13 protein-coding genes are annotated in these 14,610 nt (G+C 68.9%); 10 read left to right on the plus strand and 3 right to left on the minus strand.

Features of this window, described 5'->3' with window-relative positions:
- Window positions 1-56: 56 nt before the first annotated feature.
- The 4 genes from ACGFJ2_RS10455 to ACGFJ2_RS10470 are packed head-to-tail and all read left to right on the plus strand — an operon-like array spanning window position 57 to window position 3,967.
- On the plus strand, window positions 57-1,175 hold the full coding sequence (locus ACGFJ2_RS10455; protein WP_357942909.1) for a spermidine/putrescine ABC transporter substrate-binding protein: 1,119 nt from the start codon (window positions 57-59) through the stop codon (window positions 1,173-1,175).
- Between the two features lie 51 nt (window positions 1,176-1,226).
- Window positions 1,227-2,066, plus strand: a complete 840-nt coding sequence (locus tag ACGFJ2_RS10460; RefSeq protein WP_357942911.1) for an ABC transporter permease — start codon at window positions 1,227-1,229, stop codon at window positions 2,064-2,066.
- The gene (locus ACGFJ2_RS10465) at window positions 2,059-2,919 is read left to right on the plus strand and encodes an ABC transporter permease (RefSeq protein WP_357942913.1); all 861 of its coding nucleotides are present in this window, start codon (window positions 2,059-2,061) and stop codon (window positions 2,917-2,919) included. The genes ACGFJ2_RS10460 and ACGFJ2_RS10465 overlap by 8 nt, the downstream gene beginning before the upstream one ends.
- Window positions 2,906-3,967: an ABC transporter ATP-binding protein gene (locus ACGFJ2_RS10470; protein ID WP_358191398.1), complete on the plus strand. Its 1,062-nt coding sequence runs from the start codon at window positions 2,906-2,908 to the stop codon at window positions 3,965-3,967. Before ACGFJ2_RS10465 ends, ACGFJ2_RS10470 begins: the two co-directional genes overlap by 14 nt.
- A 20-nt stretch (window positions 3,968-3,987) precedes the next feature.
- On the opposite strand, the gene ACGFJ2_RS10475 is transcribed toward ACGFJ2_RS10470, so the two are convergent.
- Entirely contained in the window at window positions 3,988-4,593 is a 606-nt protein-coding gene (locus tag ACGFJ2_RS10475; protein WP_393466816.1) for a TetR/AcrR family transcriptional regulator, read from the minus strand.
- 119 nt (window positions 4,594-4,712) lie between these two features.
- Between ACGFJ2_RS10475 and ACGFJ2_RS10480 the strand changes: the two genes are divergently transcribed.
- The 6 genes from ACGFJ2_RS10480 (at window position 4,713) to ACGFJ2_RS10505 (ending at window position 12,271) form a co-directional block, all read left to right on the plus strand.
- Window positions 4,713-5,996: a glycosyltransferase gene (locus ACGFJ2_RS10480; protein ID WP_357942918.1), complete on the plus strand. Its 1,284-nt coding sequence runs from the start codon at window positions 4,713-4,715 to the stop codon at window positions 5,994-5,996.
- Window positions 5,989-7,386 (plus strand): aminobutyraldehyde dehydrogenase, encoded by a 1,398-nt coding sequence (locus tag ACGFJ2_RS10485; RefSeq protein ID WP_393466819.1) that lies wholly within the window; start codon window positions 5,989-5,991, stop codon window positions 7,384-7,386. Before ACGFJ2_RS10480 ends, ACGFJ2_RS10485 begins: the two co-directional genes overlap by 8 nt.
- A gap of 173 nt (window positions 7,387-7,559) precedes the next feature.
- The gene (locus ACGFJ2_RS10490; RefSeq protein WP_393466822.1) at window positions 7,560-10,865 is read left to right on the plus strand and encodes a nitrate- and nitrite sensing domain-containing protein; all 3,306 of its coding nucleotides are present in this window, start codon (window positions 7,560-7,562) and stop codon (window positions 10,863-10,865) included.
- Entirely contained in the window at window positions 10,862-11,284 is a 423-nt protein-coding gene (locus tag ACGFJ2_RS10495; protein ID WP_246650111.1) for a roadblock/LC7 domain-containing protein, read from the plus strand. The genes ACGFJ2_RS10490 and ACGFJ2_RS10495 overlap by 4 nt, the downstream gene beginning before the upstream one ends.
- 26 nt (window positions 11,285-11,310) lie before the next feature.
- Complete coding sequence (locus ACGFJ2_RS10500) at window positions 11,311-11,712, plus strand: DUF742 domain-containing protein (RefSeq protein WP_225290601.1); 402 nt, start codon at window positions 11,311-11,313, stop codon at window positions 11,710-11,712.
- Window positions 11,693-12,271: an ATP/GTP-binding protein gene (locus tag ACGFJ2_RS10505; protein ID WP_225290495.1), complete on the plus strand. Its 579-nt coding sequence runs from the start codon at window positions 11,693-11,695 to the stop codon at window positions 12,269-12,271. Before ACGFJ2_RS10500 ends, ACGFJ2_RS10505 begins: the two co-directional genes overlap by 20 nt.
- Window positions 12,272-12,367: 96 nt before the next feature.
- On the opposite strand, the gene ACGFJ2_RS10510 is transcribed toward ACGFJ2_RS10505, so the two are convergent.
- A complete protein-coding gene (locus ACGFJ2_RS10510) occupies window positions 12,368-13,135 on the minus strand; it encodes an ABC transporter ATP-binding protein (RefSeq protein ID WP_357942924.1) in 768 nt (255 codons plus the stop codon).
- Between the two features lie 11 nt (window positions 13,136-13,146).
- On the minus strand, window positions 13,147-14,604 hold the full coding sequence (locus ACGFJ2_RS10515; RefSeq protein WP_357942926.1) for a dihydroorotase family protein: 1,458 nt from the start codon (window positions 14,602-14,604) through the stop codon (window positions 13,147-13,149).
- Between the last annotated feature and the right edge of the window lie 6 nt (window positions 14,605-14,610).

Below are 14,610 nucleotides of genomic sequence, written 5' to 3' on the forward strand. Positions count from 1 at the left end.
GTGCCCGGTTGGTCGCGCGACCCCTCATCCACCGGAACCCTGAAGGAGTAGCGGCCGTGTTCCGTACCCGGTTCACCCGTCGTCTTCCGGCCGCCGTAGCGGTGGCCGGCCTCGCGCTCGCCGCCGCGGCGTGCGGCGGTGAGTCGACCAACGCAGGCGCGGCGCCGGCGGCGACTGCCGACCAGCTCAACCCGAACGCCGACCTGTCGAAGCAGTCGGTCAACGTGACGGTCTGGGACGGGTACACGCCCAAGGAGCTGCCGCAGAAGGTCAAGGACAAGCTCAAGTTCCCGCTGAAGATCGCGATCCACGACACCAACGAGACCGCGATGACCAAGCTGACCGCCGGTGGCGACAGCGGCATCGACGTGGCGTTCGTGTCCGGACAGTACGCCCAGGCGCTCAACGAGCAGGGCCTGCTGGAGCCGATCCACCCCGAGCTGATCCCGAACCTGTCGAACCTCTACCCCGAGGCGACCCAGCTGTCCTACGACAAGGGCAACAAGTACTCGGTGCCCTACACCTGGGGCACGACCGGCATCTGCTACCGCAGCGACCTGGTGAAGACGCCGCCGACGAGCTGGAAGGACCTCCTGCAGCCCCCGTCGTGGGCCGACAAGAAGGTCACCATGATGACCACCGAGCGCTGGCTGGCCCTGCCCGCCCTCAAGGCGCTCGGCTACTCGGTCAACACCGACAAGGACGCCGAGATCGCCAAGGCCAAGGAGCTCCTTGTCGCGGCCAAGCCGCACCTGCTCGGCTACGACGACACGACCTTCGGCGACAAGCTCAAGTCCGGCGAGGCGGTCATGGTCGAGGCGTGGGACGGCTGGTGCCCGACCACGGACGAGAAGCAGAACATCAAGTTCGTGGTGCCGAAGGAGGGCAGCGACCTCTGGGTGGACACCATGGTGATCATGAAGTCCTCCAAGAACAAGGAGGCGGCGCACGCCCTGATCAACTACATCCTCGACCCCGAGATCCACAGCTGGGCCGCCGTGAACATCAACTACAAGGTGCCCAACAAGGCCGCCATGGACAAGGTGGAGATCGCCAAGGGCTCCCTGCTGGACATCAAGCCGGCCGAGCTGCTCAACGGTGAGTCACTCATCGACCTGGGCCAGGCGGGCGTCAAGTACACGCGCCTGGCGACCGAGATCAAGGCGCAGTCGTAGTCGCGGGATGAAGTCAGAACACGAATGAAGTCAGAAGCTCAAGCCCGGCCGGTGTCTCCTTCCAGAGGACGCCGGCTGGGTGCGTTCGTTTTCCTGTCACCCGGCCTGACGTACCTGGTGGTGCTCCTGCTGGTGCCGCTGGTGCTCGTGCTGAGCTACACGCTCTTCCAGCGCGGCCGGTTCGGCGGTGTCGTCTACGAGGTCACCGGCGAGAACTTCAGCCGCCTGATCGACCCGCTCTACCTCAGCGTGGTGGGCGCCTCCCTGAAGATCGCGGGGCTCACGACGCTGCTCGCGCTGCTGCTCGGCTACCCCACGGCGTACTTGATCGCGCAGCTGCCGCGCAAGTGGAAGACGGTCGCGCTGGTCGCCGTCGTGCTGCCGTTCTGGACGAACTTCATCATCCGCGTCTACGCCTGGATCATCCTGCTCAACGGTCCCGGCCTGCTGAACTCGGGGTTGAAGGCGCTCGGCCTGGGGCCGTACGAACTGCTCTACAACCAGGGCGCCATCGTCCTCGGGCTGCTCTACTCCTACCTGCCGCTGATGGTGCTGCCGCTCTACGCGGCGATCGAGCGGCTCGACCCGCAGTTGCGCGAGGCGTCGGCGAACCTGGGCGCGTCGGCGTTCAGCACCTTCCGCAAGGTGACGCTGCCGCTGACGGTGCCGGGCGTGCTGACCGGGTGCCTGTTCGTGTTCGTGCCCAGCTTCGGCAACTTCGTCATCCCCGAGATGCTCGGCGGCGGCAAGTCGGTCATGGTGGGCAACCTGATCCGCACCGAGTTCCTGCAGGCGCGCGACTGGCCCTTCGGCTCCGCGCTGACGCTGGCCCTGGTGGCGGTCCTGGTGGTGCTGCTGATCGCGCAGTCGTGGGTGGCCCGTCGTGCGTAGGTCGAAGTGGCTGCATGTCCCGTTCTGGGCGACGTACGTCTTCCTGTACGCGCCGATCATCGTGCTCGTCGTGATGTCGTTCAACTCCGGCAGGTCGGCCTACACCTACGAGGGCTTCAGCCTCAAGTGGTACGGCGAACTGGCCCAGGACGAGCGCATCAGGGACGGCGTGGTCAACACGCTCATCGTGGCCGCGGGCTCGACCGTCGTCGCGACGGTGCTCGGCACGCTGCTGGCCGTCGGCCTGGCCAGGTACACCCGGTCGAAGACGCTCGACGCGCTCGCCCTGATGCCGGCCGTCCTACCCGACCTGGTGCTGGCCATCGGGCTGCTGGTCTTCTACGGGATGATCCAGCTCACCCTGGGGCTCTACTCGGTGATCCTCGCGCACGGCGTCTTCTCGATGGCGTTCGTCGCCGCGGTGGTGCGTACCAGGCTGTCGAACGCCGACACCTCGCTGGAGGAGGCCTCGCGCGACCTCGGTGCGGGCCCGGTCGTCACGTTCATGAAGGTGACGCTGCCGCAGCTCACGCCGGGCATCATCGCGGGCGCGCTGCTGGCCTTCACGCTGTCGCTGGACGAGTTCGTCATCGCCTTCTTCACGATCGGCAACAACGAGCAGACGCTGCCGATCGTCATCTATTCGATGATCCGTTTCGGGGTGACCCCGAAGATCAACGCGCTGGCCGCGATCCTGCTCCTGGTGAGCTTCACCGCGGTGATCGTGGGCCAGCGGATGACCAAGATCGGGGAGAGGGAGCCGAACCGGACACCTGGAGGACCACGTGCGGACCTCAGGGTGCAAGGTGAGGCGGACTCGACCATGAGGAGTGTGTCACGTGCTGAAGATTGACGGGATCACCCGGCGGTTCGGTGACGTCACCGCGCTCGACGGGGTCTCCCTGGACATCCGCCAGGGTGAGTTCTTCGCCCTGCTGGGGCCCTCCGGCTGCGGCAAGACCACGCTGCTGCGCATCCTGGCCGGGTTCGAGACGCCCGACAGCGGCACGGTGACGCTGGACGGCGAGGACCTGCTCGGCAAGCAGCCGAACCGGCGGCCGATCAGCCTGATGTTCCAGTCGTACGCGCTGTTCCCGCACATGACCGTGGCCAAGAACGTGGCCTACGGCCTGGAGCGCGAGAAGCTGCCGCGCCAGGAGATCAAGCAGCGCGTCGGCGAGGTGCTGGAGACCGTCGGCCTGTCGGACCTCGGCGGTCGCAAGCCCGCCCAGCTGTCCGGCGGTCAGCGCCAGCGCGTCGCGCTCGCCCGCTCCATCGTCAAGCGCCCGCGCCTGCTCCTGCTCGACGAGCCGCTGTCCGCGCTGGACAAGAAGGTCCGCGCCGACATGCAGCTGGAGCTCAAGCGGCTGCAGCACGAGGTCGGCATCACCTTCGTGGTCGTCACCCACGACCAGGAGGAGGCCATGTCGCTCGCCGACCGCATCGCGGTCTTCGAGCGCGGCGGCGTGCGCCAGGTGGACCAGCCCGTCGAGCTCTACGAGCGGCCCCGCACCCCCTTCGTCGCCGACTTCGTCGGCGCCAACAACCTGTTCGAGGGTACGGCCGGCGGCGCCGAGGCCCTGCGGACCGACGACTTCGGCCTGCTGCCCGGCACCCCGCTGGAGGAGCTGGAGACCGGCGCCAAGGCACTCCTGGGCGTCCGCCCCGAGAAGATCGAGCTGCGCGAGGAGACGGCCGCGCACGGCCTCAAGGGGACCGTGCTCGACGTCAGCTTCTACGGCGGCGTCTCCCACGTCTCGGTCGACCTGCCCGGCCGCGTCAAGCCGGTCCTGGTGGCCGTGCAGGGCGCCAGCGCCGTGGAGCAGGGCGCCAAGGTCAAGCTGCACTGGCGGCACGACGAGGCCGTCATCATCCCGGCGGACCAGGGAACGGCTCAATGAGCGGCGGGCCGGCGAACGGCTCAGTGAGCGAGGCCGTGGCCCGTCGCCGTGCGCGCGTAGGAGAGGATCAGCTCGGCCGCCTCCTGCGGGCCTATCACCGGGTGCCGGGCGGTGATCCGGTAGCCGTAGGCGTCCTCCAGGGCCACCAGGTTGCGCGAGATCGTCAGCGAGTCGGAGCTCAGCGTGAAGACGCCCAGCGCGGCCCCCGTGTCCAGGATCGACTGGTACATCGACACCTGCCGGTCATAGAGGGACGTGAGCAGCACCCCGTACACCCGGCTGCGCCCCGCCGCCCCGCCCAGCTCGTTGAGCAGCCGGACATCGGGGTCGAGCGGACCGGTCGGCAGCCCGGACCTGATCGTCATGACCAGCTTCTCCGCCGGGTCGGTGAGCGCCGCGAGCTGCCGCACCCGCTGCTCGTAGAATCGCTCCATCCCGGCGTGCTGCGCCTCGACCAGCAGCTCGCTGAGGTCGGGATAGTGATAGAGCACGGCGCCCGAGGTAAGCCCCGCCTCCTCGGCCACATGCGAGAGCTGGACGCGGTCGATGCCGTGACGGATGATGGCCCGCCGGGCCGCCTCGATCAGGTCGATGCGCCGGTCGCTGCGGCTCTTTCGCTGGGTCACACTCACCGCCTTGTTCGTCTGCCGTTCAGGAAGCCGTGACCATAGTGCCTTGAAGTTGACCGGCCCGCTAGATGAGTATTTGAATTCCCCTTCAAATTGATGCCACCTCGGAGCGCGTGATGTCCCTCACCATCCTGTTCATGCCGGAAAGCGCCTACGGGCCCACGAACAACAGCATCGGCATCGGCGACATTCTCCGTCGCCGCGGTCACCGCGTCGTCTTCGCCGCCGAGGCCTCGTGGAAGGGCAAGCTCGAAGCGCTCGGCTTCGAGGAGGACCTCGTCGACCTGGCGCCGCCCGCCGAGGGGGACGAGGAGCAGGACGCGGGGCAGTTCTGGAAGGACTTCATCCGCGAGACCGCCCCGGAATACCGCAAGAGCACGCTGGAGCAGCTCGAAACGGTGACCAAGCCCATCTGGGACTCGCTCATCGACGGCGCCAAGTACTGCGAGCCGCAGCTCAAGGCGATCATCGAGCGGGTCCAGCCGGACGTCATCGTCGAGGACAACGTCATCACCTTCCCCGCGCTGCTCACGGCCGGCAAGAAGTTCGTCCGCATCGTGTCCTGCAACCCGCTGGAGGTGCGCGGGGACGACGTCGCGCCGGTGTTCTCGGGTCTGCCCGCCGACCACCGCGCGGAGTGGGACGCCTTCCGCGCCGAGTACGACCGTACGCACCGGGAGATCTGGAACGCCTTCAACGAGTGGTGCGTCGAGCAGGGCACCGAGCCGCTGCCCGACCTCGACTTCATCCACGAGGGCGACCTGAACCTCTACGTGTTCCCGGAGATCCTCGACTACACCGACGCCCGCCCGCTCGGCCCCACCTGGCACCGCCTCGACTCCTCGGTGCGTGAGACCGACGAGGACTTCCAGCTGCCCTTCCAGCGCACCGGCGGCGCGCTGGTCTACTTCTCGCTCGGCTCGCTCGGCTCCTCCGACGTGGAGCTGATGCAGCGGGTGATCGACGTGCTGGCCACCACCCCGCACCAGTTCATCGTCTCCAAGGGTCCGCTGCACGAGGAGATCAAGCTGGCCGACAACATGTGGGGCGCCGAGTTCCTGCCGCAGACGAAGATCATCCCGCTCTGCGACCTGGTCATCACGCACGGCGGCAACAACACCACCACCGAGGCGCTGCACTTCGGCAAGCCGATGATCCTGCTGCCGCTGTTCTGGGACCAGTACGACAACGCCCAGCGCGTGGACGAGCTCGGCTACGGCGTGCGGTTGTCGACCTACGCCTTCACCGACGAGGAGCTGACGGGCGCCCTCGACCGCCTGCTCGGCGACGAGCAGCTGCGCGCCCGGCTGGCCGCCGAGGGTGAGCGGATCCGCGGCCTGGACGGGCTGCGCAAGGCCGCGGACCTCATCGAGGAGCTGGGGCAGCGGTCCGATGCGTGAGCTGATCAACCCCGCGACGGGGCTCGTCTTCGACAAGATCCCCGACACCCCCGTCGAGGACGTGACGCGGGCCGTGGGGGCGGCGCGCGCCGCCTTCGAGGAGTGGTCGCAGGCCACCCCGGCCGAGCGGGCCCGGGTGCTGCTGCGACTGGCCGACCTGGTCGAGGCCGACGCCGAGGAGCTGACCCGGCTGGAGGTCGAGGAGACGGGCAAGCCCGCGGCGGTCTTCAGGGACGGCGAGCTGCCGTTCGCGGCCGACAACCTGCGCTTCTTCGCCGGGGCCGCGCGCTCGCTCGAAGGGTCGGGCGCTGGGGTGTTCAGCCGCGGCTACACCTCGGTCATGCTGCGCCGCCCGGCCGGCGTGGTGGGCTCGATCGCGCCGTGGAACTTCCCCTTCGTGATGGCCGTGTGGAAGCTCGGCCCGGCCGTCGCCGCGGGCAACGCGGTGGTCATCAAGCCCGCCCCGCAGACGCCCCGCACCACGCTGCGCCTGGCCGAGCTGTTCGCCCAGGCGGGCGCGCCGGCCGGTCTGGTGCGGGTGGTCACCGGCGACGCCGAGGTGGGGGAGGCGCTGGTCACCGATCCGGGCGTGGACATGGTCAGCGTCACCGGCTCGACGGAGACCGGCCGAGCCGTCATGAGCGGCGCCGCCAAGACGCTCAAGCGGGTGCACCTGGAGCTCGGTGGCAAGGCGCCCGCGCTGGTCTTCGAGGACGCCGACCTCGAGGAGACGGCCCGCGGGGTGGCCATGGGCGCCACCTACAACACCGGCCAGGACTGCACCGCCGCCACCCGCGTCTACGTGGCCCGGCCGGTCTACGACGAGGCGGTGGAGGCCATCAGGCAGACGCTCGCCGGGATCACCGTGGGCGACCCGTGGGACCCCGCCACCGACGTCGGCCCGCTGATCTCGGCGGCCCACCGCGACCGGGTGCACGGCTTCGTCTCCGGCTCCGGCGGGCGCGTCGTGCACGGTGGCGCGCCGGTCGACGGACCCGGCTTCTACTACCTTCCGACACTTGTTAACGAAGTGTCACAGAACAGCGATATCGTCCAGGGAGAGCTATTCGGTCCCGTCCTCGTGGTCCTGCCGTTCGACACCGAGGACGAGGCGGTCACGCTGGCCAACGACACGCGTTACGGTCTGGCCTCGTCCGTGTGGTCACGAGACGTTGCCAGGGCGATGCGGGTCTCGCACCGCCTCGATGTGGGTGTGACCTGGATCAACGACCACCTGCCGATAGCCAGCGAGGCCCCGCACGGCGGGGTCAAGGGCAGTGGTTTCGGCAAGGACATGAGCCAGGAGGCGGTGCAGGAGTATTCGGTGACCCGTCACCTGATGGTCAAGCACGCGGCGCCGGTGGAGCGAGACTCCTTTCGGCCCGCCTGAAAACGCGCGCGGCGAAATGCGACCTTGTGGGCACGTTTGGTCGTATTTGATGGGATATGTACGGTTGGCCGTCTGGTACGGGTTGTGTTCCAATTACCCAGCCCGCAGAAATCCCATGCGCCCCAAGCGTGTCAGATTTTCGAGCACGTAACGGCGAGAGGTTGCGAGAGTCAGTGAGGACGGATAACCCCAGGCACACCAGGTCAGGGGAGTACACAGGCGGACGGTTCCGGCTGGCGAACTGGCGCGTGCGCTCCAGGCTGGTGGCGCTGATCCTCATCCCCACGATCGTGGGTGTGCTTCTCGCCGGCGTCCAGCTCGCGAACGCCATCGGCACCAGCGCCGAGTACCGCCGGCTGACCCAGGTCGCCGAGCTGGTCCAGCGCGCCTCCGCGCTGTCGCACGAGCTCGCCAAGGAACGTACGCTCACCGCGTGGTACATGGCCGACCGCCGGCGTCCCATCCGCCTGAGCCAGCTCAAGACCCAGCGCGAGGCGTCCGACGCTGCCAAGCAGCGCGTGCTCGCCGCCACCACGTCCATCGACGCCACCCACACCACCCGCGTCCAGCAGGAGGTCGTGGAGATCCGCCGGTGGCTGACCGGCCTCGACGGCCTGCGCAGGTCGATCGCGGGTGAGGCGAGCGTGCCGCCCCGAGCCGCCATCCGCACCTATTCCTCCCTGATCGAGGTCCTCGAGCGCCTCCAGAGCGACCTGGGCGACGGCATCAGCGACGACGCCCTCCAGGGCGACGTGGCCGCGCTGACCGCTCTGGACGAGACCAGGGAGCAGGTGCTGCGCCAGCAGGGCATCCTCGTCGTGGCGCTGATCGAGCGGCGGCTGGACTATGACGACCTGTCCGACTTCCTCGGCTCCTGGAACAGTCAGCAGCTGGAGCTGACCGCCTTCGAGCAGGAAGCCAAACCTCAGGACCTCCAGGCGTACAAGAAGGGCGTGCGCGGCCCGCAGATCGACCGCGCGGACGCGATGCGCCAGCGGGCCCTGGCCCAGCTGCGCGAGTTCAAGACCATCAGGGACCTGGACATCACGACTCGCCGTGACCTCCAGCTCTGGTACGAGAGCACCTCGCTGTCCGCCAACGCCATGCGCAAGGTCGAGGACGGCCTGACCACCAGGATCGTGGCCACCACCCGGGACCTGAGCGACACCGAGCAGCGCAACGCCATCATCTCCGGCGCGACCATCCTGGTCCTGCTGCTGCTCGTCCTGGTGATCACCACCCGGGTGGCCGGTTCGCTGGTCCGCCCGCTGCGCCGGCTGCGCGCCGAGGCGCTCCAGGTGGCCACCACCCGGCTGCCCGAGACCGTCCGCCTGCTGCGCGAGTCCGGGGACAGCGCCGAGGTGCCCGACGTGCCCTCCGTCGGCGTCAACACCCGCGACGAGATCGGGGAAGTGGCCCGGGCCTTCGACGAGGTCCACCGCGAGGCGATCAGGCTGGCCGGCGACGAGGCCAAGCTGCGCGCCAACGTCAACTCGATGTTCGTCAACCTCTCCCGGCGCAGCCAGACGCTCGTCGAGCGGCAGCTGCAGCTCATCGAGGGCCTGGAGCAGGGTGAGGAGGACGAGAACCGGCTGGCGAACCTGTTCCGGCTGGACCACCTCGCCACCCGCATGCGCCGCAACAGCGAGAACCTCCTGGTCCTCGCCGGCCAGGAGGCCGCCCGCAAGTGGAGCGAGCCGGTGCCGCTGGTCGACATCGCCCGCGCCTCGCTGTCCGAGGTCGAGAACTACGAACGGGTCCAGATCCAGATCCCGTCCGGCATCGAGGTCGCCGGCCCGGCCGTCACCGACGCCGTGCACCTGCTCGCCGAGCTGATCGAGAACGCCATCTCCTTCTCCCCGCGCGAGAGCAAGGTCCAGGTCACCAGCTCGCCCATCGAGGGCGGCATCCAGGTGACGATCACCGACCTGGGCATCGGCATGTCGGCCGACGAGCTGGCCGAGGCCAACTGGCGGCTGGCCAACCCGCCGGTGGTGGACGTGGCCGTCTCGCGCCGCATGGGCCTGTTCGTGGTCGGCCGCCTGGCGCTGCGCCACGGCATCAGGGTCCAGCTCGGGATGCGAGAGGCGGGCGGCCTGGCCGCGCTCGTCATGCTGCCCGACATGCTCCTCGGCGGTGGCACCGCCGCCGGCGCGGTGCCCCAGCAGCGCGGCCAGTACGAAGCCTTCACCACCTTCGACCCGAGCCAGCTGGAGCCGTCCTCGACGAACGGCTCGGGCGTCTACGCCGCGCCGCAGGGCACGATCGACACCCCCGACATCCGTGACGACGCGCCGGTGGACACGCAGTGGCCGGGCACGCTGCCCGTGCCGGGCGGTGGCGGCAACTGGCCGCCGTTCGGCGAGGAGCAGCCGCCGAGGCAGCAGCCTGACGAGCAGCGCTGGCCGTCGTTCGCCGAGGAGCCGCCCGCGGCCGCCGCTCCGGGCGAGCAGCGCTGGCCGTCCTTCGCCGAGGAGGCGCCGCGGCAGGACGAGCAGCGCTGGCCCTCCTTCGCCACCGAGCCGCCGCCTCCGGCGCAGGACGAGCAGCGCTGGCCGTCCTTCGCCACGGAGCCGCCCCCGCCCTCGTCCTCGGAGGAGACGCGCTGGCCGTCCTTCGGCTCGGCCGAGGATCTGCCGCCCAGGTCGCCGTTCGTCGCGACGCCCAAGCCCTTCGACGCCGAGCCGCGGCCGGCGTACGGGTTCGAGGAGCAGCGCTGGCCGTCGTTCGCCGACTCGCCGATCCCGCCCGTCGAGCCCTTCACGCACAACGGTCGTGGCGCGTTCAACCCGTTCGGTCCCGGCGAGTACTCCTCCAAGGACCTGACCGGCCCGCTCCCGGCGGTGCGCAACAACTCGCCGCTGGAGCAGAGCGACGACTTCCTGCCGATCTTCTCCTCGGTCGGCTCCGACTGGTTCCGCAGGCCGGAGCCGGAGCCCGAGCCGGCCAAGCCGGATCAGGAGCAGCACTCCGAGATCTCCGCGCAGGAGGAGACGCAGATCGGGGGGATACCGGCCGTGCCGCCGATCGGCCAGTTCCCGCAGCAGCCCGTCGGGCAGCCCTACGCCCAGCCTTACGCTCAGCTCCCCGTGCCTCCCGCGGCCACGCCCGCCGCGCCCCCGCCGGTCGCCGCGTCGGCCGCCTCCGCCGGGACGTCGGACAAGCCCTCGCTGCCGCAACGCGTGCCGGGCAAGTCCGGCGCGGGCTCGACGTGGTCCTCGCCCGCCGACACCGGCTGGCAGGCCGCGCAGGCCGCCGCCGAGCCGGCCATGGGCGGCACGACGGCCTCTGGCCTGCCGCGGCGCGTGCCAAAGGCCAACCTGGTTCCCGGTACGGCCAGCCTGGCCGAGCCGCAGGCGACGTCACCGGCACCACAGATCTCTCCCGATCGATTGCGGAGCCGGCTGTCCAGCTTTCAGCAGGGGGTACGGCAAGGCCGCGCGTTCACCCGCGGAGAAGACAATGAGGAGGAGCAATGAGAGAACTGAGCCAGGGAGCGCGTGGCATCAGCTGGCTGATCACCGATTTCGTCAATAACGTGCCCGGAGTCGCGCACACCGTGGTGGTGTCGTCCGACGGCTTGCCGCTGGCTTTCTCCGAGGGTTTTCCCAAGGACCGGGCCGACCAGCTGGCCGCGGTCGCCTCAGGTGTGATCAGCCTGACGCAGGGCGCGGCTCGTGTGTTCGAAGGCGGTATGGTCACCCAGACCGTCATCGAGATGCAGCGCGGACTCCTGATGATCATGTCCATCAGCGATGGCTCCTGCCTCGCTGTGCTCGCCGCGCCCGATTGTGACATGGGCCTGGTCGCGTACCAGATGACGCTGCTCGTGGAACGGGCGGGCCAGGTGCTCACCCCGGCCGTGCGCGCCGAGCTGCAGGCGTCCCGCCCGCGTTAGTGGGACGGTGACAGGAGAAGAACATGATGTCAGGTCAGGGTTGGGCTGGTGATAGCACTCCGCCGCATCCGTCGGCTCCGCGTCCGCAGAAGCCGAGCTCCCTTGTCCGGCCATATGCCGTGACAGGGGGCCGCACGGCCCCACGGATGAAGTTCGCCATGGAGGCCCTTGTGTCCTCCGTGACCTCGGAATATAAAGACATTTCACTATTGAGTCCGGAGTATCAGGCGATCATTCAGCTAACCCGGAACGTCAGGTCGGTTGCCGAGATCTCCGCCCTTTTACGGCAGCCTCTTGGGGTGGTCCGGGTGCTGATCGCCGACATGGCGTCGGAGGGCCTGATCCGCGTGCACCAGCCTGCGCTGGACGCGGGAAAGCCGGACCTCAACTTGCTCGAAAGGGTGCTCAGTGGACTTCGCAGGCTCTAGCCCCGGCCTAACCTCGACGAAGATCGTCGTGGCCGGCGGCTTCGGCGTGGGCAAGACGACGTTCGTGGGTGCGGTCTCGGAGATTCTGCCGCTCACCACGGAGGCGGTGATGACGGACGCGTCGGCGGGTGTCGACGACGTCTCTCTCACGCCCAACAAGACGACCACGACCGTGGCGATGGACTTCGGCCGGGTCTCGCTCGACCGTGACCTGATCCTCTATCTGTTCGGTACGCCCGGACAGCACCGGTTCTGGTTCATGTGGGATGACCTGGTGCGTGGTGCGATCGGCGCGGTGGTGCTGGTGGACACGCGGCGGCTGGCCGACAGCTTCCCCGCGATCGACTACTTCGAAGAGGCCAAACTCCCCTTCGTCATCGGCATCAACGGCTGGGACGGGAACTTCCAGCACCAGCAGGAGGAGATCCGGGAGGCGTTGTCACTCAACCCGCACATCCCGATCGTCCGCCTGGACGCCCGAGTCAGGGACTCGGTGAAGGGCACGCTGATCACGCTGGTCGAACACGCCCTGACCCGCCACTCCCACACTCCGGCCTGACTTCCTCTGCACCAGTGCCGCCGGGCTGGACGCCCGGCGGCACTGGTGGTTCGGCCTGTGCTTCAGTTGTGGGGACGTGCGGGTATGGGGACGTGCTCAGACTGAGGCCACGCCGCGCACCAGACGCCCCACCTCGGCGCGCAGGTGGACGAAGTCCGGGTGCTCGCGAGAGCTGATCTGGTCGCGGGGGCTGGGCAGCTCCACCTTCAGGTCGCCCACGACGTGCGCGGGCGCCTTGGACAGCACGACGACCCGGTCACCCACGTACACGCTCTCGTCGATGTCGTGCGTGATGAGCACGATCGTCATCTGGTGGTGCCCGCGTACCTTCAGCACGAGGTCTTCGAGGTCCTCACGCGTCTGCGCGTCGACCGAGCCGAACGGCTCGTCCATGAGCATCAGCGCCGGCCGGTAGGCCAGCGCGCGGGCGATCGACACGCGCTGCTGCATGCCGCCCGACAGCTGGAACGGGTACTTGCGACCGGCCTCCGCCAGCCCCACCGACTCCAGCGCCTCGTGCGCCGCCTCGCGGCGCTGCTGCTTGGTCATGTCCTTGCGACGCAGCGGCAGCGCGACGTTGTCGGCCACCGACATCCACGGGAACAGCGACCGGCTGTAGTCCTGGAAGACGACGGCCAGGTTGGCGGGCGTCTGGCGGACCAGCTCGCCCTGGACCTTGATGGCGCCGCCCGTGGGCTTGATCAGGCCCGCGATGGAGCGCAGGAGCGTCGACTTGCCGCACCCGGAGGGCCCGACGATGCACAGCAGCTCGCCCTCGGCGACGCTCAGGTTCAGGCCGTCGATGGCGTGGTGCCGCGTCGGGCCCTCGCCATAGACGTGCGTGAGGTTGTCTATCTCAAGCAAGGGGTTTCCTTTCAGCCCAGCGGCCGGGAGATGTACTGGCCCACCGGACGACCCACGATCTTGCCCGCGTCGAGGACGTGGTTGCCCCTGACGAACGTGTCGGTGACCTTCGCGCTCAGCTCGAAGCCCTCGAACGGGGTGTACTCCTGCGTCGACTCCGACTCGGCGGCGCGGACGGTCCACGTGCTGCCGGTGTCGACCAGGCAGAAGTCGGCGTCGAAGCCGGGCGCGATGGTGCCCTTGCTCCGCAGGCCGTACCTGCGGGCGGGGTTCCAGGAGGTGAGGGCGGCGATGCGCCCGTAGGACAGGCCGCGGCGGCGGCCCTCGGTGATCAGGCCGGGCAGCAGGTATTCGGCGCCGCCGAACCCGGCCTTGGCCAGGAACACGTCGTCGGCCGGAGCACCGAACTTGAGCTCCTCCCGGCAGCAGGCGTGGTCGCTGACCACCCAGTCGACGGTGCCGTCGAGCACGTACTCCCACAGCGCCTCGACGTCCTCGCGCGGCCTGATGGGCGGGTTCACCTTCGCGCCGATCCCGTTGGCGGTCTCGATGTCGGCGAGAAGATGCCCGATCGTGACCTCGCGGCGGAAGTCGATGTGCGGGAAGGTCTTGGCCATCCGCACGGCCGCGTCGAGCGCCTTGCGCGAGGACAGGTGGAGCAGGTTGATGTTGGCCAGGCCGGTCTCGTGGGCGAGGTAGGAGGCGATGAATACCGCCAGCCCCTCGGAGTGCGGCGGCCGGGAGGCGCTGTAGGCGGCCAGCCCGCTGAGGTCGCCGGCCTCCTCCACCAGCTTGGTGTAGGCGGTCATGATCTCGGCGGTCTCACAATGTAGCGACAGTGAGATCTCGTCGGCCAGGTGCGGGAAGCGTTCGCGGGCCTCCTGCACGCCACGCATGACGAACTCGAAGTGCCCGTAGTCGTAGCGCTCGCCCTCGGGCAGCATCAGGAACTTGCTCTGGTCGGCCGAGCGCCCGTGCAGCCCGTGCCCGCCGTAGAACATGAAGATCTTGAACGACGAGACCCCGAACTTCTCCACCAGGTCGGGCAGCTCGCCGATGTGCGTGCTGGACATGGGCGCGAGGTGGAAGCCGTAGTCGATGTAGGCCTGTCCCTCCGCCTGCCTGCGCACCTCGGGGAAGAACTCCGCGTACGAACCGCCTCTGTTGAGGTAGTACTGGCCGGTCCGCATGTAGGTGAGCGCCGTGGTGACGCCGCCCTGGGCGCTGGCCATGCTCTCCGAGGCGGTGTCCTCGGGCAGCGGGTTGTAGATGCCCCAATGCTGGTGGGCGTCCACGACGCCCGGGAAGGCCAGCTTCCCGTCGCCGTCGAGCACCTCCTCGACGCCCTCGGCGGACAGGCCGGCTGCCACCTGCTCGATGCGCCCGTCCGTCACGGCGATGTCCGCGACGACCGGTTCGTCTCGGTCGTGCGTAACAATACGCACGTTCTTCAGCAACAGGTCAGTCACATCCGC

This window comes from Nonomuraea sp. NPDC049028 (assembly GCF_043197735.1).
In the GTDB taxonomy this organism is placed as follows: domain Bacteria; phylum Actinomycetota; class Actinomycetes; order Streptosporangiales; family Streptosporangiaceae; genus Nonomuraea.

Coding starts and splice junctions, on each gene's coding strand:
- ACGFJ2_RS10480 (WP_357942918.1), top strand. CDS start 4,713: ATGTCCCTCACCATCCTGTTCATGCCGGAAAGCGCCTACGGGCCCACG.
- ACGFJ2_RS10500 (WP_225290601.1), top strand. CDS start 11,311: ATGTCAGGTCAGGGTTGGGCTGGTGATAGCACTCCGCCGCATCCGTCG.
- ACGFJ2_RS10485 (WP_393466819.1), top strand. CDS start 5,989: ATGCGTGAGCTGATCAACCCCGCGACGGGGCTCGTCTTCGACAAGATC.
- ACGFJ2_RS10495 (WP_246650111.1), top strand. CDS start 10,862: ATGAGAGAACTGAGCCAGGGAGCGCGTGGCATCAGCTGGCTGATCACC.